Source organism: Oleiagrimonas citrea (assembly GCF_012395255.1).
Taxonomy (GTDB): Bacteria; Pseudomonadota; Gammaproteobacteria; order Xanthomonadales; family Rhodanobacteraceae; genus Oleiagrimonas; species Oleiagrimonas citrea.
The window spans coordinates 418287-436275 of sequence record NZ_JAAZQD010000003.1 but is presented as its reverse complement, the minus strand read 5'-3'; the positions used below and the strand labels follow the sequence as shown (position 1 = coordinate 436275).

Annotated in this window: 21 protein-coding genes; 10 read left to right on the top strand and 11 right to left on the bottom strand. The window is 65.7% G+C overall.

What is annotated here, in order from left to right; genetic code table 11:
* Nucleotides 1-4: 4 nt before the first annotated feature.
* On the bottom strand, nt 5-1411 hold the full coding sequence (locus HF690_RS09130; RefSeq protein ID WP_168609212.1) for a cryptochrome/photolyase family protein: 1407 nt from the start codon (nt 1409-1411) through the stop codon (nt 5-7).
* Nucleotides 1412-1516: 105 nt separating this feature from the next.
* On the opposite strand from HF690_RS09130, the gene HF690_RS09125 reads away from it, so the two are divergent.
* The 5 genes from HF690_RS09125 to HF690_RS09105 all read left to right on the top strand — a co-directional run bounded on the left by HF690_RS09125 (nt 1517) and on the right by HF690_RS09105 (nt 5039).
* A complete protein-coding gene (locus HF690_RS09125) occupies nt 1517-2050 on the top strand; it encodes an META domain-containing protein (RefSeq protein ID WP_113064752.1) in 534 nt (177 codons plus the stop codon).
* Nucleotides 2051-2080: 30 nt separating this feature from the next.
* Nucleotides 2081-2650 (top strand): gamma-glutamylcyclotransferase, encoded by a 570-nt coding sequence (locus HF690_RS09120; RefSeq protein ID WP_113064751.1) that lies wholly within the window; start codon nt 2081-2083, stop codon nt 2648-2650.
* Between the two features lie 62 nt (nt 2651-2712).
* Nucleotides 2713-3195 (top strand): MarR family winged helix-turn-helix transcriptional regulator, encoded by a 483-nt coding sequence (locus HF690_RS09115; RefSeq protein ID WP_168609211.1) that lies wholly within the window; start codon nt 2713-2715, stop codon nt 3193-3195.
* Nucleotides 3192-3830 carry a glutathione S-transferase family protein gene (locus tag HF690_RS09110; RefSeq protein ID WP_168609210.1) on the top strand — a complete coding sequence of 213 codons (639 nt, stop codon included), beginning with the start codon at nt 3192-3194 and terminating at the stop codon, nt 3828-3830. Before HF690_RS09115 ends, HF690_RS09110 begins: the two co-directional genes overlap by 4 nt.
* 555 nt (nt 3831-4385) lie before the next feature.
* Nucleotides 4386-5039 (top strand): class I SAM-dependent methyltransferase, encoded by a 654-nt coding sequence (locus tag HF690_RS09105; protein ID WP_113064748.1) that lies wholly within the window; start codon nt 4386-4388, stop codon nt 5037-5039.
* Here HF690_RS09105 and mltF read toward each other — a convergent pair.
* The 3 genes from mltF to HF690_RS09090 all read right to left on the bottom strand — a co-directional run bounded on the left by mltF (nt 5033) and on the right by HF690_RS09090 (nt 7887).
* Complete coding sequence (mltF, locus tag HF690_RS09100; protein ID WP_168609209.1) at nt 5033-6442, bottom strand: membrane-bound lytic murein transglycosylase MltF; 1410 nt, start codon at nt 6440-6442, stop codon at nt 5033-5035. The two genes, HF690_RS09105 and mltF, sit on opposite strands and share 7 nt — an antisense overlap.
* A gap of 88 nt (nt 6443-6530) precedes the next feature.
* Nucleotides 6531-7439, bottom strand: a complete 909-nt coding sequence (locus HF690_RS09095) for a glutaminase (RefSeq protein ID WP_168609208.1) — start codon at nt 7437-7439, stop codon at nt 6531-6533.
* A gap of 79 nt (nt 7440-7518) precedes the next feature.
* Nucleotides 7519-7887, bottom strand: a complete 369-nt coding sequence (locus tag HF690_RS09090) for a LiaF transmembrane domain-containing protein (RefSeq protein WP_168609207.1) — start codon at nt 7885-7887, stop codon at nt 7519-7521.
* A 168-nt stretch (nt 7888-8055) separates the two neighbouring features.
* On the opposite strand from HF690_RS09090, the gene HF690_RS09085 reads away from it, so the two are divergent.
* Nucleotides 8056-9582 (top strand): peptide MFS transporter, encoded by a 1527-nt coding sequence (locus HF690_RS09085; RefSeq protein WP_113064743.1) that lies wholly within the window; start codon nt 8056-8058, stop codon nt 9580-9582.
* Between the two features lie 97 nt (nt 9583-9679).
* Here HF690_RS09085 and HF690_RS09080 read toward each other — a convergent pair whose 3' ends face one another.
* Nucleotides 9680-10354, bottom strand: a complete 675-nt coding sequence (locus HF690_RS09080; RefSeq protein ID WP_168609206.1) for a nitroreductase family protein — start codon at nt 10352-10354, stop codon at nt 9680-9682.
* A 63-nt stretch (nt 10355-10417) separates the two neighbouring features.
* Nucleotides 10418-11335, bottom strand: a complete 918-nt coding sequence (locus HF690_RS09075) for an arginine deiminase-related protein (protein WP_168609205.1) — start codon at nt 11333-11335, stop codon at nt 10418-10420.
* 213 nt (nt 11336-11548) lie between these two features.
* Here HF690_RS09075 and HF690_RS09070 point away from each other — a divergent pair, with 213 nt between their 5' ends.
* Nucleotides 11549-11917: a DUF805 domain-containing protein gene (locus HF690_RS09070; RefSeq protein ID WP_113064740.1), complete on the top strand. Its 369-nt coding sequence runs from the start codon at nt 11549-11551 to the stop codon at nt 11915-11917.
* Between the two features lie 92 nt (nt 11918-12009).
* Here HF690_RS09070 and HF690_RS09065 read toward each other — a convergent pair whose 3' ends face one another.
* The 4 genes from HF690_RS09065 to surE are packed head-to-tail and all read right to left on the bottom strand — an operon-like array spanning nt 12010 to nt 15075.
* Complete coding sequence (locus HF690_RS09065; protein WP_113064739.1) at nt 12010-12954, bottom strand: peptidoglycan DD-metalloendopeptidase family protein; 945 nt, start codon at nt 12952-12954, stop codon at nt 12010-12012.
* Nucleotides 12951-13559: a YqaA family protein gene (locus tag HF690_RS09060; RefSeq protein WP_168609204.1), complete on the bottom strand. Its 609-nt coding sequence runs from the start codon at nt 13557-13559 to the stop codon at nt 12951-12953. The genes HF690_RS09065 and HF690_RS09060 overlap by 4 nt, the downstream gene beginning before the upstream one ends.
* Nucleotides 13560-13612: 53 nt before the next feature.
* The gene (locus HF690_RS09055; protein ID WP_113064737.1) at nt 13613-14296 is read right to left on the bottom strand and encodes a protein-L-isoaspartate(D-aspartate) O-methyltransferase; all 684 of its coding nucleotides are present in this window, start codon (nt 14294-14296) and stop codon (nt 13613-13615) included.
* On the bottom strand, nt 14293-15075 hold the full coding sequence (gene surE / locus HF690_RS09050; protein ID WP_113064736.1) for a 5'/3'-nucleotidase SurE: 783 nt from the start codon (nt 15073-15075) through the stop codon (nt 14293-14295). Before surE ends, HF690_RS09055 begins: the two co-directional genes overlap by 4 nt.
* 103 nt (nt 15076-15178) lie before the next feature.
* Here surE and HF690_RS09045 point away from each other — a divergent pair, with 103 nt between their 5' ends.
* From HF690_RS09045 to HF690_RS09035, 3 genes are all read left to right on the top strand, one after another.
* Nucleotides 15179-15721 carry a Smr/MutS family protein gene (locus tag HF690_RS09045; RefSeq protein WP_113064735.1) on the top strand — a complete coding sequence of 181 codons (543 nt, stop codon included), beginning with the start codon at nt 15179-15181 and terminating at the stop codon, nt 15719-15721.
* A gap of 108 nt (nt 15722-15829) precedes the next feature.
* A complete protein-coding gene (locus HF690_RS09040) occupies nt 15830-16279 on the top strand; it encodes a CBS domain-containing protein (RefSeq protein WP_113064734.1) in 450 nt (149 codons plus the stop codon).
* Nucleotides 16280-16353: 74 nt separating this feature from the next.
* Entirely contained in the window at nt 16354-16803 is a 450-nt protein-coding gene (locus HF690_RS09035; protein WP_168609203.1) for a host attachment protein, read from the top strand.
* A gap of 89 nt (nt 16804-16892) precedes the next feature.
* Here the strand turns inward: HF690_RS09035 and truD are convergent, their stop codons facing one another.
* Nucleotides 16893-17915 carry a tRNA pseudouridine(13) synthase TruD gene (gene truD, locus HF690_RS09030; RefSeq protein WP_168609202.1) on the bottom strand — a complete coding sequence of 341 codons (1023 nt, stop codon included), beginning with the start codon at nt 17913-17915 and terminating at the stop codon, nt 16893-16895.
* Nucleotides 17916-17989: the final 74 nt, after the last annotated feature.

Here is a 17989-nt window from a genome sequence, read left to right as displayed (position 1 = left end):
CGGTTCAGTCGCGGATGTCCTGGTAACTGTCCAGCGCGCGCTGGCGCGACGCCTTGATGTCGAGCATCGGCAGCGGGTAGCCGCAGGACGACGCGAACCCGTCCTGCGCCCACGGCTCGTGCAGCAGTTTCTTCGGCGCGTCGCGCAACTCGGGGACCCAACGGCGGATGTACTCGCCGTCGGCGTCGAAGCGTTGCGCCTGCGTGACCGGATTGAAGATGCGGAAATACGGCGCCGCGTCGACGCCGCTGCCGGCCACCCATTGCCAGCCGAGGCTGTTGTTGGCCAGGTCCGCATCGACCAGCGTATCCCAGAACCAGCGCGCACCCTTGAGCCAGTGCTGGCGCATGTTCTTGGTCAGCCAGCTGGCGACGATCATGCGCACGCGGTTATGCATCCAGCCGGTCGCCCACAGTTCGCGCATGCCGGCGTCGACCAGCGGCACGCCGGTGCGGCCCTGCTGCCAGCGCTCCAGCGCCGCGTCGTCCTCGACCCAGGCGAAACGGTCGAAACGCTCGTTGAGATTGCGTTCGACGCTGTGCGGGAAGTGGTACATCACATGGTGCGCGAAATCGCGCCAGCCGAGTTCGCGCAGGTAGGGTTCCAGGCCCTTGTCCGCCCCCTCGGCATCAGCGTGCTCGCGCAGCGCGGCCCGCGCCATGCGCGGCGTGATCTCGCCGAAATGCAGGTGCGGAGAAAGACGCGAGGTGCCGGTGCGCGCCGGCCGGTCGCGCAGTTCGCCGTACCCGCGCAGGGCATCGTCGGCGAAGCGCTCCAGCATGTCGCTCGCGCCGCGCTCGCCCGGCGTCCAGTGCGCGCCGAAACCGTCGGCCCAGTCCAAGCGCGGCAACAGTTCCAGCGCGTCCAGCGTCACGCTGCCTTCGGCCTTTTCCAGCCGCAGGGGGCTGGGTGTGTCCAGCGGCGGATCGTCGCCGAGTTGCGCGCGCAGATTGCGCCAGAACGGCGTGAACACGCGGTACGGTTCGTCCTGCTTGGTCAGCACCTGCCACGGATTGCGCCACAGCGCCGCGTCGAAGCTGGCGACATGCAGACCCTGTTCGCGAAGCGCCTTCTTGATCTCGGTATCGCGCGCCACCAGCGCCGGTTCGTAGAGCCGGTTCCAGTACACCGCTTCCACGCCGCTGGACTCGATCAGCGCCCGCAGCGTCTGCAGACTGGGACCGGCGCGCAAATGCAGTTCGCCGCGATGACGATGCAGGTCACGCTGCAAGGCGTCGAGCGAATGATGCAGCCACCAGCGGCTGGCCGCGCCGGGCGCCCACTCGCCCTCCTCGTCCGGTGCATGAATGTACACCGGCAGCACGCGTTCGTGACGCGCGGCCGCGGCGGCGAGGGCCGGATGATCCTGCAGGCGCAGGTCCCGGCGGAACCAGACAATGGCTATTCCCATGACGCATAGTCTGTCGACTCGCGGAGAACGAATCCAGCCGCATTCAGCTGCCGTGACGCAGAAGGATGTACGCTGGAAGAATCACGGACCAAGGAGCCACGGACCATGCGCCTCACCCCCTACTGGATCGCCGCCGCCCTCATCGCCCTACCGCTGACAGCCTGTTCGCATCAGCAGGCCGATCACCCGGTCGTCACGCCGGTCCTGCACCATCCCGAAGCCTCGACCGCGCGCATGGGTCAGGACCTGCCGCGCTATGTCTGGACGCTGCAGGAGGCACGCACCGCGGCCGGTGCGCCGCTCGACGCGCTGATGCCCGCGGGCCATCCGCCGCTGCAGATCGTGTTTGAAGGCACGCAGATGCACGTCGAGCACGCCTGCAACGCCATCGGCGGCACCTATCGCGTGCAGGATGGCGCACTGAAGGTGGACGGCTTGCTGCACACCATGATGGCCTGCGCCGATCCGGCACTGAACCGCATGGAAAAGGCCGCGTTGCATGTGCTGCAGCAGACGCCGCAGCTGTCGCTCATCCGCACCACCGCCGCGCCGCGCCTGCAGATGGTCACGCGCGACAACGAGACGTTGCTGTTCGTCGGCAAGCCCAAACCGGACGCCGCCTCGCCGTCCTCGCCTTGATCCACCGCATCGCGTCCCCAGTTCTGCCGCATGTCCCACGACACCACCGAAACCAACCGGCACCGGCATGACTTCAGCGGACACGATAACGTGTGGCTGTTCGGCTACGGCTCGCTGATCTACAAGGCCGACTTCCCGTACATCGAGCGCCGCCCGGCACGCATCCGCGGCTGGGCGCGACGCTTCTGGCAGGGTTCGCACGACCACCGCGGCACGCCCGACGCGCCCGGTCGCGTGGCCACGCTGGTCCCGGAGACGGGCAACGTATGCGCGGGCATGGCCTACCGCATCCGTCCCGATGTATTCACGCACCTCGACGTGCGTGAGAAGAACGGCTATCTGCGCTTCACCACGGAGATGACGTTCGATGACGGCGACCACGCTGAAGGTCTGGTCTACATCGCCAGCGACGACAATGCGGCCTACCTGGGACCCGCCAGCGAAGCCGATATCGCCCGCCACATAGCGCAGGCGCAAGGCCCCAGCGGCAGCAACCGCGACTACTTGCTGCGGCTGGCCGACGCCCTGCGCGAACTCGGCGACGATGACACTCACGTGTTCGCCATCGAGCGACACCTGCGAACGCTTCCTGGCACCTGACGGCTCACGACTCGACCGTTCGTTCCGTTGCTTTGGGGCAAATATGTGTATATACATATTTGATGGATGATCGCACTTCCCTCTTCGAAACCACGCGTTGCGCCTGCCTCGCCTCGCGCCGCGCCGCACGGCGCATCACGCGGCGTTTCGACCAGGCGCTGCGCGCGCACGGCCTGCGCGCGACGCAGTTCACCATCCTCGCCGCGCTGCGCCTTGCCGGCCCGCAGAGCGTGGGCGCGCTGGCCGATCTGCTCGATATCGAGCGCACCACCATGAGCCGCAATCTGGCCGTCGCCGCGCAGCGCGACTTGCTGACCCTGCGTGCCGATCCCGAGGATGCGCGCAGCCGAATCGCCACGCTCACTGCGCACGGTCGGCACACACTGGAAACAGCGCTGCCGACCTGGCAAGCGGTGCAGAAATCGCTGGTCGAGGAACTCGGCGAGACCACCGTGCACAACCTCCACCAATTGGCCGGCGGTCCCTGCATCGCCCCCTTGCCGAACTCGTCATACGAACCGCAGAACCAGGAGTCGCCCGCATGAAGCTCTACTATTCCGACGTACTCTCGCCGCGAAAAGCCTGTGCCGTGGCGGCCCATCTCGATGCGCCGGTCGAGTACGTCTACCTCGATCTGGCGCGCGGCGAGCACAAGACGCCGGACTATCTGAAACTGAATCCGAACGGCAAGGTGCCGACGCTGGTCGATGGCGAACGCACGCTGTGGGAAGCCGACGCCATCATGTGCGAACTGTCGCGGCGCGCCGGCGCCGACCTGTGGCCTGACGACGCCGAACGCCAGATCGAGATCCTGCGCTGGCTGAGTTGGGACAAGCAGCATTTCGGCCGTACCTGCGGCGAGTTGTACTTCGAACACATCGTCAAACGGCGTTTCGCCGATGCGCCCCCCGCGCCGGACAAGGTCGAGCGCGCGATGAAGCATTTCCATGCCCACGCCGCCGTCCTGGACGCCCATCTGAGCGAACGCACCTGGCTGGTCGGCGAGCGCCTGAGCGTGGCCGACTTCGCCGTGGCGGTCGCCCTGCCGTACGCGCAGTCGATGCAGCTGCCGCTGGACGCGTTCCCGGCCGTGCAACGCTGGAACGCGCGACTGGAGACGCTCGACGCCTGGCAGCACCCCTTTCCACAGCGCAATGAAACTCCGTCGGCGACTGCGTGAAGCATGCGCGGTACCGCGCAGTGACCTGAACGAGGGGCCGGTCATCGGGGCAAACGCCTGCCCGCTGCCCCCCGGTTCGAGCCAGCCTTCCGTGTCTTGCGCCTTGAATCCCAGCTACGCTGCTCCGACCTGATCCTCTATGCATAGAACCCTCGGACAGGGAGCACAGACCACCCAGTCAAGGCAAAAAGATCACGCACTCAGTGACAGCTGGCTGATGACATCGGATGCGCCGCCGACACGGCCATCGTCGATGAGCAGGTTCCGCGTCTCCCTACAGGTCGACGAGTTCGGTCGAGAAAACGTTCTGGACCTGAGCATCAGTCTGCGTACGGGCCGCCGCGGTGTGGCTCGGATGGGCCATGGCAACTGGCTCGCATGAGCGCCCCACGCTGTACGGCGGCCCCCACACCGGCGCGGGAGGCGGACTTCGGCTAGAATCGAGCCGTTGCACAATCTATTGCGAATCGCCGGTCCGCCGCGCGCAGTCCCCGTTTCGCTCCGTTTTTGCTTACCGCCCCACTGCGGGGTGTCCGTCTTCTTCAGGAGCGTCTCATGTCGGGATACCTCACGCGCGAACTCCAGATCGATCTCGGCGGTCACGGCTACCGATTGCAGGCCCTGAAAGACCTGCAGCAGTTCGACGACCCCGATCACGCCGCCGAACGCATCGGTATCTCCTCGGCGCAATGGAGCCTGTTCGGCCATCTGTGGCCCGCCGGACGCGTCCTGGCCGACCACATGTGCGCCCACGAGATCGAGGGCAAGCGCATTCTCGAACTGGGCTGCGGTCTGGGACTGTCCAGCCTGGTGCTGAGCCGCCGTGGTGCGAACATCACCGCCAGCGACTACCACCCGCTGGCCGCCGAGTTCCTGTCCATCAACAGCCGTGGCAACCAGCTGCCCGACATCGCCTTCCATGCGCTCGACTGGCAGGTACCCTCGCCGGAACTGGGCACCTTCGACCTGATCATCGGCAGCGACATCCTGTACGAAGCCCAGCACGTAGCCCTGCTGGCCGACGTGCTGAAGCAGCACGCGCGACCGCAAGCCGAGATCATCATCACCGATCCCGGACGGGGCCACGCCAACCGCCTGTCGCGCATGCTGATCGAACAGGGATACGCCCTCGAACAGCAGCGCATGCGTTTCGACCCGCAGGAAAATGCGCCGTTCCGCGGTCGCCTGATGACCTGGCGCCGCTACTGATCGTCATCGAGCGCGAGATTCTCCGGTTCGTCCACCATATTCAGCCGGTAGCGGAGAATGTCAGCGTAATTGCGGATCCGGTGGACATAGCGAACCGGCTCCAGCCCGCGTGCGTAACCGTGCGGGAGCGAGCGGTAGTAGCGTGATTCGCTGAGCAGCGGGAACACCTTGCTGACGTCTGCCCAGCGATCGGGATCGTGTCCCAGCCGCTTGGTCAGCCGCCGCGCGTCGCGCACATGCCCCAGCCCGACGTTGTACGCGGCCAGAGCGAACCAGATCCGATCCTGCTTGCGGATGTTCGGCCCCAATCGTCGCCGCATCCGCGCCAGATAGCGCGCGCCGCCACGGATGCTCGCGGCCGGATCGAGCCGGTTCTTCACGCCCAGCGCGCTGGCGGTGTTGCGCGTGAGCATCATCATGCCGCGCACGCCGGACGAGCTGATCGCATCGGGCCTCCAGTGCGACTCCTGGTACGACTGCGCAGCCAGGATCATCGGCGGCAAGTCATAGACATCCGCCGCCTGCAGGAACAACCCGGCGAACTCGGGATACACGCTTTCGATGCGCCGCACGTAGGTGCGCGTGTCCACGTAGTCGAACACGGCCGCCAGACCGTAGTAATGCTTCATCAGGTGCTGCAGACGTCCACTGTCGCGGTATTTCGTCATCCAGCCGTCCATCGCCTTGCGCAGCGCATCGGAGCCGCGCGGAAGCACCCAGGCCAGCGATTGCGGCGGACTGAGATCGAACGCCACCGTCAGATTGGGAAAATAGCGCCGGTTGATGGCGACGATGTCCGAGTCGGCCACCGTACATGCGAGCTTGCCCGCCCAGACCTTGCGCAGCAGCTGCTCGGTGCCTTCGGTGGCGTTCACCCGCCAGTGCAGTCCGGGATGCTTCTTGCGCAGCGCGCGCAGACGATCGACATAGCTGCTGTCGGCGACCACCTCCAAGTCGACGTCGGCCAGTTCGGCGACCGAATCCGGCTGTGCGTCGTCGCGCCGGCAAACGACCTGCTGGGTCACCTGCTGGTAATCCGGACCGAATTCGAAACGCCGGTGCCGCAGCGGCGTGCGCGTCAGCCCCGCGGCGATCATGTCGCCCTCGCCGTCGTCCAGCGCCTTCAGCAGCTCGGCGATCGAATTCTTGAACACGAATTTCGGCTTCACGCCCAGCGAGTGGGCGAAATCCTTCACCAACTCGTATTCGGTCCCCTGCGGCCGATCATTACGGCCGATGTAGTAGGTCGTCGGCGCGTTGCGCGTCAAAACGATCAGCGTGCCGCGTTCGCGGATATCCGAGAGACGGCCGGGTGTCGGTCCGCATCCTGCGCACAGCAGCGCCAGCACGAGTACACATACCCTGTGAAAACCGCTGCGACTGCATACCTGCCTGTATTGCATGCATGCCCCCTGTCGGTGCCTGACCGCACCATACCCGAATCGTGCCGTTAGCGTCATGCGCGCCGCCGCAACGCGACGACGGTGCCGATCAGAAGATCGACTGGCCGCTCAGCTCGGCGAAACGCTCCAGCGCACGGCTTCCCGCCATCGAATTGCCGCGCCCGTCCAGACCCGGTGCCCACACGCACAGACTGAACATGCCCGGCATCACCGCGACGATACCGCCACCAACGCCGCTCTTGGCCGGCAGACCGACACTGTAGGCGAACGCGCCCACGGCATCGTAGGTGCCGCTCGTGAGCATCAGCGAATTGATCGCCTTGGCCTGACTCGACGAGATGACCTCGCCATCGGAATTGAGACCGTGGCGCGCCAGATACATGAACGAACGCGCCAGTTCGGCACAGCTCATCGACAGCGCGCAGTGATGGAAATACGCGTCCAGCACCTGATCCGGATGATTCTCCAGATTGCCGAAGCTCTTCAGAAAGTAGGCCAGCGCGGCGTTACGGTAGCCCAGACGCGCCTCGGAATCGGCCACGCGCAGGTCGTAGTCGATATCGTCCGCGCCACTCAGCCGCCGTGCGAACTCGCGCAGCGCCGCCTTGGCGTCGCCCAGGTGCGAAAGCACGATGTCGGTCACCACCAGCGCGCCGGCATTGATGAACGGGTTGCGCGGAATGCCGTTCTCGAACTCCAACTGCACCAGCGAATTGAACGCCGTGCCCGACGGCTCGCGCCCGACCCGCCGCCACAGCTGCGCGTCTGCCGTGCGCATCGCCTGGGTCAGCGTGAAAACCTTGGAAATGCTCTGGATCGAAAATCGCTCGTCGGCATCGCCCACCCAGGCGAAACCACCGTCGACATCGCAGATCGCCATGCCGAACTTGCGCTCGTCCACGCACGCCAATTGCGGGATGTAGTCGGCGATGCGCCCCTGCGGAAGAGTCGGCGCGATCTCCTCGTGGATCTGGTCGAGAATATGCTGGTACTGCACGCGGCTCCTCTGCACGATGCGTCCGTCAATAAACGGCGATCCTAGCCGAGCGCATCCGTCAACGCATCCCAGAGATGTGTCACTCGTCGCCGCGGTCGCGTAGCACCATCCACAATCCGCCATAGATGATGAACACCGGCCACCACAGGTGCCAGCGCACCTCCAGCAGCAGCATCAGGCCGATGGTGGCGATCACCAGCGCCGTCAGCAGGTAGCGTCCCGTGGTGCCGTCGAAATGTCCCTGGTGCCGGTAGCGGTTGACCGCCTGCAGCAACGGCCCCAGCGCGGCCGCCAGAATGAACAGCGCCCACCAGTTGGGCAGGTCCATCCAGGGCATCTCGATACCGAGATTGCGCAGCAGGAAGAACACGCCGATGGCGATCACGACCAGACCGGTCACCACGCTCTGCGAGGACCGCGGCGCGGGCTTGTTGCTGTCGTCGTTCACGGCAATGCTCCATCGGAAGTCGGAACCAAGCGTAGACGGCGCATCGTGGGCGGACAAGTGACGACTGTCAGACCATCCCGGACACACACAGCGCACGGCCTCCCAGTTGACGCCACGACAGCGCATGACCGACGCTTGGCCGATACGCACGAACGGAAATCCCGCAACATGACCGACACCGCGCCGACCGGCGAATCCACCATCATGGGCCATCCGCGCGGCCTGATGACGCTGTTCTTCACCGAGATGTGGGAACGCCTGAGCTTCTACGGCATGCGCGCACTGCTGGTGCTGTTCATGGTCGCGGCGACCAGCACCGGCGGCATGGGCCTGGATGACAAGACCGCCACCGCGATCTACGGTCTGTATACGGCCGCCGTCTACCTGACCTCGCTGCCCGGCGGCTGGATCGCCGACCGCCTGATCGGTCAGCAGCGTTCCATCTGGTACGGCGGTCTGATCATCGCCCTGGGCCATTTCACGCTGGCGATCCCCAGCCGCGGCACCTTCTTCCTGGGCCTGGTGTTCATCGTGCTCGGCACCGGTCTGCTCAAGCCCAACGCCAGCGCCCTGGTCGGCGAGCTGTACCCCGAAGGCGGCAGCCGTCGCGACGCCGGTTTCTCGCTGTACTACATGGGCATCAACCTAGGCGGCTTCCTCGGTCCGCTGATCTGCGGCTATCTGGGCCAGAAGATCAACTGGCACTACGGCTTCGTCGCCGCTGGCGTGGGCATGGTGTTCGGTCTGATCCAGTACCGCCTGACGCTGCGCAACCTCGGCGGCGCAGGCACGCATGCCCTGCCTGCCTACGACGACCCCGCGCGCCAGCACCGCTTCCTGAAGCGTTCCTGGAGCGCGCTGTGGATTGGCGTGGCGGTCATCGTGGTCGTGGTCGGCCTCGGTTACAGCGGCGCGGTGGTCTATGCACCGGTGCCGCTGGCGCTGTGGTCGGGCATCGTGATCCTCCTGCTGGGCCTGGGTTTCCTGCTGTGGCTGTTCTTCTTCGGCCGGCTCAGCGCCGTGGAGAAGAAACGGCTGGCCGCGCTGACCATCCTGTTCCTGGTGCAGGCGCTGTTCTGGGCCGGCTACGAACAGGCCGGCTCCAACTTCAACCTGTTCGCCGAGCGCTACACCGACCTGCATGTGTTCGGTTACGCCTTCCCGGCCTCGTGGTTCCAGAGCGAGAACTCATTGCTGATCCTGCTGCTGGCGCCGTTCTTCGCCTGGTTCTGGGTCTGGCTGGGACGACGCAAGCTGGATCCGTCGACGCCGATGAAATTCGCCCTGGGCATGGTCTTCATCGGCATCGGCTTCCTGGTGATGATGGGCGCGGCCTGGATCGTCGTGGCCGGCCACAAGGCCTTGCCGATGTGGCTGACCCTGACCTATCTGCTGCACACCATCGGCGAGCTGTGCCTGAGTCCCGTCGGCCTGTCGGCCACGACCAAGCTTTCACCGAAGCGCTACGCCAGCCGCCTGATGGGCACCTGGTTCTTGTTCATGGCGCTCGGCGAGTTGCTGGCCGGTCTGATCGCGGGCCGCTTCAGCGCGCATGACGTCGGCGAAATGCCGCGCATCTACCTGACCATTGCCGCCATCTCGATCGGTGTCGGCGTGGTGCTGGCCCTGTTCAGCCGACTCATCAAGCGCCGACTGATCGGGGAGGACATGCAGATCACCAGCGACGGTCACTGATCACCCTCAGATGTCGATACATGGGGCGGATGGCATTCCGCCCCGCGTTCATGCCAGCGGAACCCTATCCGGGGAACGCAGTCCGCGGCGCGGTTGACTACATGAAGCGCGTGTAATCCTGCAGCGGAAGGCGCTCGATATCCGGCACCCGGCAGTCCTCGGCCGGGTGGCCGGCCACCAGCAGCAAGTACGCCATCTCGTTGCGGGGACGTTCCAGGATTTCGTTGAGAAATCCCATTGGACTGGGCGTGTGTGTGAGCGTCGCCAATCCAGCCTGATGCAGCGCCGCGATCAGCAGTCCCGTGGCGAGACCCACCGATTCGTGCGGATAGTAGCGCTTGTGCTTGTTGCCCTCCGCGTCCAGCGCGAAGCGCTCGTAGAACACCGCAATCAGCCAGGGCGCGACATCCAGGAACGGCTTGTCGGCATCCGTGCCCAGCGGCGCCAGCGCTTCCAGCCACTGCTCCGGTGCACGGTGCTCGTAGAAACTGCGTTCCTCCGCCTCGGCGGCCTCGCGGATGCGGTGCTTGATGTTCGGGTCGCTGACGGCCACGAACCGCCAGGGTTGCTGATTCGCACCGCTGGGCGCCGTGCCCGCTGCACGCAGACACTGCTCGATGATCGTGCGCGGAACCGGTGTGGGCGCGAAATCGCGCACGGTCCGACGCTGCGCCATGGTCTCGGCGAACGCAGCCGCTCGCTGTTCGCGCTCGGCGTCGGTCATGGATTCGCGCGCGGGCAGCGCTACGGTGGCGTACGGCTTGGCGGTCATGCGTGGGCTCGTGCGAATGGATCGCCCTGGATGATAACCCGTCCGCGCGACGCACCTGGGCGCTCAGAAGATCTCCGCCACGCAGCAGCGCAAGCTGCCACCGGCCTTCTCGATCTCATCCAGCTCGACCGCCCCGATCCGGAATCCCAGCCTTTCCAGTTGCGCGCATTGCGCAGGCGAGAGACTGCTCGCGGCAGTCCCGCTCATCCAGACCCGATGCGGATCCAGCGTGATGGCGTTGGCGGCGAATCGTTCCTTCTGCGCGGCCTCGAGCATCACCACGCGCCCCTCGTAGGCACGCGCAACAGCCTCGGCAGCCGCGGAATCGCGGAAGCCGTCCGGCACCAGCAGCACGCCACGTCCGGCCAGCGCGGTCATCAGCACATTGGCGTGGTATTCGCCCGGCGCCAGATCGAAGCAGAACGTGAGCTGGAGTCCGAACGCACGATGCATGGCCGCCGCACCGGCCTCGGTGCAACGTTCGCCAAGACCGCAAAATCCGACGCCGCGCGCATGATCGATCACCAGCGAACCGGTCAACTCGGCCACCGGTTGCGACGGCCCCGACAGATCGATTTCCTCGTATCCGAGCACATCACGGAAAAATCCGCGGATGTCTGTGCGTAGCGCTTCCCGGCGGCGCACCGCGTGACGCATGCGCCCGACCACCAATGCACCCGGCCGCGTCGCGAAGACGTTGTTGGGAAACACCGCATCCGGCGCGTCCGGAATACCCGGGAAAGTCACGACGGGGACGTCGTCGCGCAGCGCTTCGGCCAGCGCGGCATGCTGACGTGCCGCACGCTGCGGATCGACCACATCCTGCATCCGCATGTAGGCATTGTCTTGCGCCGACTCCCCGGCGAGACCGAAATGCGACGGCGCGACCATGAACGCCGCTCGTGCGGTCGCTGGCCGCGCCGCCGTGTAGGGCAACGCCGCGAATGCGTGCAGGAACGCTTCGGGATCACGCGTAATCATGATGGCTGTCGTGTTCGTGAAAGCCCCACTCTACGCGCTGTGTGCGGCAACACCAGTCCCTTCGCGCATTGCATGCCCCAGTTGCCGCGCATGCCGCATGCTGCGACCATCGACGAGCAGGTCGACGCGACCGGCCTGCCCAGGGGGAAAGCCCGGCATCGTCGGGCCTGCAGTCGCCAACGCATCCATCGGATGCTCATGGGGGTATGAACCTTGAACTGGTACTTCGACGTTCTCAAGAAATATTTCGTGTTCTCCGGCCGCGCGCGGCGCAAGGAATACTGGATGTTCACGCTGTTCAACATCATCGCCTACATTCTTCTGACGGTGATCGCGATGGTGCTCGGCATGCAATCCAACAAACACGGCCTGAACTTCCTGACCGGCCTGTATTCGCTGCTGGTGTTTCTTCCGTCGCTGGGCGTCACGGTGCGCCGTCTGCATGATACGGGGCGCAGCGGCTGGTGGGTGTTGATCAGCCTGGTTCCGATCATCGGCGGCATTGTGCTGCTGGTGTTCATGCTGCTCGACAGCACCGGCTCCAACGAATACGGCCCGAATCCGAAAGCCGTGCCGGCCTGACTCGCCAAACGCGATCGAAAAAAAAGCGCGCCCGATACCAGGGCGCGCTTTTTCATGTCCGTACCGCAGATACCGCCGGCGCTTCGAATGAACTATCGCGACGGCAGGTAATGCGTCGGATCGACCGGCTTGCCATTCTTGCGCACCTGGAATTCCAGTTCGTTGCGCGAAGCACCGGTAGAACCCATTTCAGCAATGACCTGCCCCGCCCGCACGCGTTCTCCCTCGCGTACCAGTCGCTTGCGATTGTGCCCGTACGCGGACAGGTAAGTGTCGTTGTGCTTGATGATGATGAGTTCGCCGTAGCCGACCAGGCCATTGCCGCTGTAGACCACCACACCGTCGGCCGCCGCCCGCACTGGATCGCCGGCCCTTCCGGCGATCTCGATGCCGGGAATGGGGTCATGGGGATTGAAGGCATTCACGAGTGCACCGTCCGCGGGCCAGCGCCAGGTCACTCCACCAGTGCTGCGCGACGGAGCGGCGGGCACGGCCTTGGCCGATACCGGCGCACGATCCGGGGGCGTGGCTTCACCCGCGACCGGAACCGTGGTGCTGACGGCTCGCGCCACCTCGACTGCGGCATGCGCGGTCTTGTTGGCCGGCGACGGTACGTGATGCGCGACCGTTCTCGATGTCGAATGTGATGACGACGGAGACACCGGCTTGAAGACTGGCCGGCTGGGCACACCCACCGTACGCACGGGCTGTGTCAGGCGAAGGCGTCGGCCGGGATGAATCACATACGGCGCCGGAATGCCGTTCCAATGCGCCAGATCGCGAAAGTCGACGCCAGCCCGGAAAGCGATGCTGTACAGCGTATCGCCGCGAACCACCGTGTAGTGCGTATCCGTCATCGGTCCGCTGGCATGCACAGGCACGCCGTTGGCATCCGTTTCCGGCCCGTGCGGAGACTCGATCACCACCGAGTGATGCGGTACCACGCAGGCCGTCAGCAGACAGGCGACGAGAAGACTGGCGGCGACGTTCTTGGCATGCATGCGGGTCAGCATAGCCGGGCGCACAGGCAATTTCATCGTGCCAGCAGCCACCAGACCACCAGCGCCGCGAGAATGACCAGCGCGGCCCAGCCGATGCGCTCGATGTGACGGTGCAGCATGTCCTCCGCCCGCTTGCCGAACAGGCGGATCAGCATCGCCAGCAGATACACCCGCTTGCCGCGCCCCAGCGCCATGCACAACATGAACGGAATCAGCGGCACACCGACGATGCCCGAGGCCCAGGTAATGAACTTCATCGGCACCACCGGCTGCAGCGCGGCCAGCAGCAACACCAGCAGCAACCCCAGCCAGTGCTGGTTCATCTGGCTGCGCAGGCTGTCCACGCCATGCTCGATCGGTGCCAGCAGATGCAGCGCGTCGAGCACCGGATGCAGCGCCTGGAAGGCATAGTGGCCCAGGGCGTAACCGACCAGCGAACCCAGCAGCGAAAACAATAGGCTGACCGAAGCGAAACGGAACGCACGCTCGGGCTTGGCCAGCGCCATCGGCGCCAGCATGACTTCGGGTGGAATCGGGAAGATGAACGCTTCGACGAAACTGAGTCCGGCCAGATAGCGTTCCGCATGCGGATGCTTCGACCAGCGCAGGGCGCGCTCGTAGAGGGGACCAAAAAGACGCATCAGTGCGAATACTCCTTCCAGGACCGGACGTGCCGGGACATCGATGCGACCACTCAGACCAGCCCGCCCAGCAGTGGCACGAAACTGACCTGTCCCAGATCCTCCGGCACCACTTCGCCGGTCTCCGCATCACGCGTCAGGCGAAGCAGCGTCTGCGCCCCGCTCGGCCCCACCGGCGCGACCAGCACTCCGCCCGGGGCCAGTTGATCGAACAATCCTTGCGGAATGCCCTCGCCTGCGGCAGTGAGGATGATGGCGTCGAACGGCGCCTCCTCGGGCCAGCCGAGATTGCCATCGTCATGCTTGGAGCGCAGATTCTCGATCCCGAGCTGGCGGAAGCGGCGACGCGCCTTGCGCAGCAGTTCCTCGATACGCTCGACGGTGTGGATCTGCGGCACGATCGAGGCCAGCACGGCGGCCTGGTAGCCGGAACCGGTGCCGATCTCCAGCACGCGCTGCGGAATGCCGCGCTCGATCAACGCCTCGGTCATGCGCGCCACCACCCACGGCTGCGAGATCGTCTGGCCATGACCAATGGGCAGCGCGGTGTTCTCGTAGGCGCGCGAGGCCAGCGCCTCGTCGATGAACAGGTGACGCGGCAGACGGCGAATGGCCTCCAGCACGCGAAGGTCCTTGATGCCCTCTTCGCGCAGACGCGCCACCAGCCGGTCGCGCGCGCGCTGCGAAGTCAGTCCCTCGCCGCGCAAGGCCTCGGCTGGCAACGCATGCGTCTTCATGCCGCGTCCTCGTCGTGCAGCTCGTGGCTCATCGCTCCGACCCAGCCACTGATCTTGTCCAACGCCTGGAAACGCGTCAGGTCGGTATGGATCGGCGTCACCGAGACATAACCGCGACTGACCGCGTTGAAGTCGGTGCCCGGACTGTCGTCGTCGACCTCTCCGGCCGGACCGATCCACCACACCGGGCGTCCGCGCGGGTCTTCCTGGCGAATGCACGGCGCCGAAGGATGCCGCTTGCCCAGCCGCGTGACCTCGAAACCATGAATGTCCGACCACGGTCGATCGGGCACGTTGACGTTGAGAATGGTGTCCGCCGGCAGCGGGTCCTTCAGCAGATGCTGCATGATGATGAGCACCGCACGCGCCGCCGATTCGTAGTTACGACCACGATGATCCTCGCTGACCAGCGACACCGCGATCGCCGGCAGGCCGAGGAAGCGCCCTTCCATCGCCGCCGAGACGGTGCCCGAATAGATCACGTCGTCGCCGAGATTGGCGGAATTGTTGATGCCCGACACCACGATGTCCGGCTGCTTGTCGAGCAGCCCGGACAGCGCCAGATGCACGCAGTCGGTCGGCGTGCCGGCGACGCGATGGTAGCCGTTGTCCATCGTCAGGACGCGGATCGGCTGGTCCAGGGTCAGCGAATTGCTGGCGCCCGAACGGTCGCGGTCGGGTGCGACCACGGTGACTTCGCCGATGGTGGAAAGGCGCTCGGCCAGGACACGGATGCCCGGTGCATCCACGCCATCGTCATTGCTTACTAGAACTCGCATCGGGGACCATCTTCCAGCAGAAAGACCGGCGTGCGCGACGCCGGGAAACAGTCTCGCATTCTAGCCGATTCAGCCTGCGGCTGCCCCGCGCTAGGATAGGCCCATGAGCCGCCGCGCCCCGCCCGAGCCGAGTACCGACGACATCGCGCTGTTCCGCGATGCGGTCGGCCCGGTGCGCCGCATCGAAACCGAGGCGCCCGCGCCGGAAAAGCCCCGCCCCCGTCCGCGAGCGCACATGCGCGAGGCTGACGAGGCCGCCGTTGCCGGCGATCTGCTTCGCGCCGAGTACGACCCGGCGCTGATCGAGATCGGCGAGGAACTGAGCTACCTGCGCGAGGGCCACTCGCCGAAACTGCTGCGCCGCCTCAAGCGCGGCCAGTTCAGCATCCAGGGTGAGACCGATCTGCACCACATGAATGCCGAGGCGGCGCGCACCAGCATCCTCGACCTGCTGGACGAAGCCCACACCGAAGGCTGGCGCTGCGTGCGCATCGTGCACGGCAAGGGACTGCGCTCGCGTCCTGGTGGCCCAGTGCTGAAAGGGCTGACCGACCGCCTGCTGCGCCGCCGCAGCGACGTGCTCGCCTTCGCCTCGGCCCGCCCCGCCCAGGGCGGCACCGGCGCCACGGTCGTGCTGCTGCGTTAATACCCCGCCCCTGGTCCGCGCCCGTCCCGCTTTTTGACTGGCATCAAGTCGTCCGAACCGGAAACAGTCCAAATTGCAGGCGACGAATCGCGACACGGGAGACCAGCCATGCGTATTGCCAACATCTGCACTCACGACGTCGTCCACGTCGATGCGGACCTTTCCGTTCGCGATGCCGCGCAGTTGATGCGCAAACAGCACGTTGGCACGCTGGTGGTGGTCGATCAGCCGAATGGCGAACGCATTCCGATCGGAATCGTCACGGATCGCGACATCGTGGTCTCGGTCATCGCCGCGGATGCCGACGCCGATACGCTCTCGGTCGGGGATATCATGACGCGACAGCTGGCGACCTGCACCGAGAGCGAGGAACTCTTCGATGCCGTGCAGACCATGCGCACGCGTGGCGTACGGCGACTTCCAGTCCTCGACCGCAACGGCGGATTGGCAGGATTGCTGTCGGCCGACGACATTTTCGTCGCGCTGAGCATGCACCTGAACGATCTATCCCACGCCCTGGCGCGAGAGCAGATCCACGAAATGGAGACCCGCTCGTGAACGAGCGGCGGGGCATGCACGGGCCGGCATCCACGACCCATTGACGATCACCCAGACGAACCAGGAGACAAGCCATGTCGAAAACCTGGATTCTTGTAGCCAGCCGTGCTCGTGCGCGCCTGTTCGAATTCGATCAAGAACAGCGCGACCTGACGGAGAAGGAAGATTTCCTCAATCCCGAAGGACGCGCACCGGCCGGCTCGCGCGGCGAAAACCGTCCACCGAGAACCTTCGACCGCACCGGCTCCGCGCGTCACGCCATTGAACCGCATACCGAACCGGCGACGAAGGCAGCCGAAAATTTCGCGCGCCAACTCGCATCCGTACTCGAAGATGGCCGCGTGCAGCATCGTTTCGAGCACCTGATGCTGATCGCGACGCCGGACTTGCTAGGACACCTGCGCCCCTGCATGCCCCCGCCCTTGCGCGAGTGCGTCCGCCGGGAAGTCGGCAAGGACATGACGCAGGCAGGACCCGAAGCCATTTGGGACATCGTGACTGAGCCGTTTCATGGTGCGGAATAAGCGCTGACGCGGCTGTCGGCACGTGATCGTCGTCACGCGGCCCCGTCATGGAAATCTACAGTCGCGGCGGGACGCCCCGCCGCACGTATTCATGCCTGGCGAGTCAATTCACGCACCACGACCGTGGCGTAGCTGCCGGCCGGCAAGGCGAAACGAAGCTGCAACGAGGTGTCGTCGAGCCAGTCCCAGGAAAGCTGCTGCGGCAGCAGTCGCAGCGCCCGGCGCTCCTGATCCATACCGGCGGCGACCAGGCCGTTGACCAGTTCGGGCTCGGCTTCGGCTACCGCGCGTTCGCGGGCACCGGCTTCGCCCTGAGTCGGCGGCTCGCCCTTGCCCCACAGCGGGCCGGACGGGTGAATGTCGCCACGCGCCAGCCGGTCGGCCAGCGTGTCGTCGAACGGCTCGGGGCCAAACCATGACCGCGAGCCGGCCAACGACCAGATCTCGCCGTCCAACGGCGTATCCCAGCACGCATCCGCGACGCGTCCGGCGAGCACGCGGTTGAACAGTTCCGAACGCGCCGCCGAAAGCAGCAGCGAACGCGTGCGCTTGTCCACGCGCTTGCCGGCGAACATGGCTCGCGCGCGGTCGACATTCGCGCCGCCGCGACCGAAGCGCTGGTCGCCGAAGTAGTTGGGCACGCCGCGCTCGGCGATGGCCTGGAGGACGCGTTCGGACGCATCGCGATCTCCCTCCACATTGCGCAGCGTCAGCACGAAACGGTTGCCGGACAGCGCGCCGCGCTTGAGTTTGCGGCGATGGCGCACGCTCTCGAGAATGCGCACACCCTCGTGCGGGAACGCCGACCAGTCCGGCTCGTCGCGGCCGGCCAGATGCACGGACACCGCCTGACGCGTCACCGCATGGCGATCCTTGAGACCGGCAAAGCCGATGCCGACGGGCGAGATATCGACGAAGCGCGCCAGTTCGCGCACCACCCACTGCGTGTCGTGACCGCGCTTCTCGACAGTCAGCAGCACATGCTCGCCCTCGCCGTCCGCGTCGTAGCCGAGGATTTCCTCGACCACGAAGTCCTCGGGCTTCGCACGCAAGCGTGCAGTCAGCGGCGGGCCGCCGTGGGCATGGGGAAGTTCGTGGTTCGTGTTCGTCATAAGGGATTCAAGCAGTGTGCAGCGAGAAACGGGAAACGGAATCCGGGGCAGCGAGATGCCCTTCGAGCATCACG

Bases quoted from the DNA above. Each gene is read 5' to 3' on its own strand.
- HF690_RS09045 (WP_113064735.1), top strand. From the start codon at position 15,179: ATGAGCCGCCGCGCCCCGCCCGAGCCGAGTACCGACGACATCGCGCTG.
- HF690_RS09125 (WP_113064752.1), top strand. From the start codon at position 1,517: ATGCGCCTCACCCCCTACTGGATCGCCGCCGCCCTCATCGCCCTACCG.
- HF690_RS09080 (WP_168609206.1), bottom strand. From the start codon at position 10,354: ATGACCGCCAAGCCGTACGCCACCGTAGCGCTGCCCGCGCGCGAATCC.
- HF690_RS09075 (WP_168609205.1), bottom strand. From the start codon at position 11,335: ATGATTACGCGTGATCCCGAAGCGTTCCTGCACGCATTCGCGGCGTTG.
- HF690_RS09065 (WP_113064739.1), bottom strand. From the start codon at position 12,954: ATGAAATTGCCTGTGCGCCCGGCTATGCTGACCCGCATGCATGCCAAG.
- HF690_RS09105 (WP_113064748.1), top strand. From the start codon at position 4,386: ATGTCGGGATACCTCACGCGCGAACTCCAGATCGATCTCGGCGGTCAC.
- surE (WP_113064736.1), bottom strand. From the start codon at position 15,075: ATGCGAGTTCTAGTAAGCAATGACGATGGCGTGGATGCACCGGGCATC.
- HF690_RS09040 (WP_113064734.1), top strand. From the start codon at position 15,830: ATGCGTATTGCCAACATCTGCACTCACGACGTCGTCCACGTCGATGCG.
- HF690_RS09120 (WP_113064751.1), top strand. From the start codon at position 2,081: ATGTCCCACGACACCACCGAAACCAACCGGCACCGGCATGACTTCAGC.
- HF690_RS09110 (WP_168609210.1), top strand. From the start codon at position 3,192: ATGAAGCTCTACTATTCCGACGTACTCTCGCCGCGAAAAGCCTGTGCC.
- HF690_RS09130 (WP_168609212.1), bottom strand. From the start codon at position 1,411: ATGGGAATAGCCATTGTCTGGTTCCGCCGGGACCTGCGCCTGCAGGAT.
- HF690_RS09060 (WP_168609204.1), bottom strand. From the start codon at position 13,559: ATGCGTCTTTTTGGTCCCCTCTACGAGCGCGCCCTGCGCTGGTCGAAG.
- HF690_RS09115 (WP_168609211.1), top strand. From the start codon at position 2,713: ATGGATGATCGCACTTCCCTCTTCGAAACCACGCGTTGCGCCTGCCTC.
- HF690_RS09085 (WP_113064743.1), top strand. From the start codon at position 8,056: ATGACCGACACCGCGCCGACCGGCGAATCCACCATCATGGGCCATCCG.
- mltF (WP_168609209.1), bottom strand. From the start codon at position 6,442: ATGCAATACAGGCAGGTATGCAGTCGCAGCGGTTTTCACAGGGTATGT.
- HF690_RS09035 (WP_168609203.1), top strand. From the start codon at position 16,354: ATGTCGAAAACCTGGATTCTTGTAGCCAGCCGTGCTCGTGCGCGCCTG.
- HF690_RS09055 (WP_113064737.1), bottom strand. From the start codon at position 14,296: ATGAAGACGCATGCGTTGCCAGCCGAGGCCTTGCGCGGCGAGGGACTG.
- truD (WP_168609202.1), bottom strand. From the start codon at position 17,915: ATGACGAACACGAACCACGAACTTCCCCATGCCCACGGCGGCCCGCCG.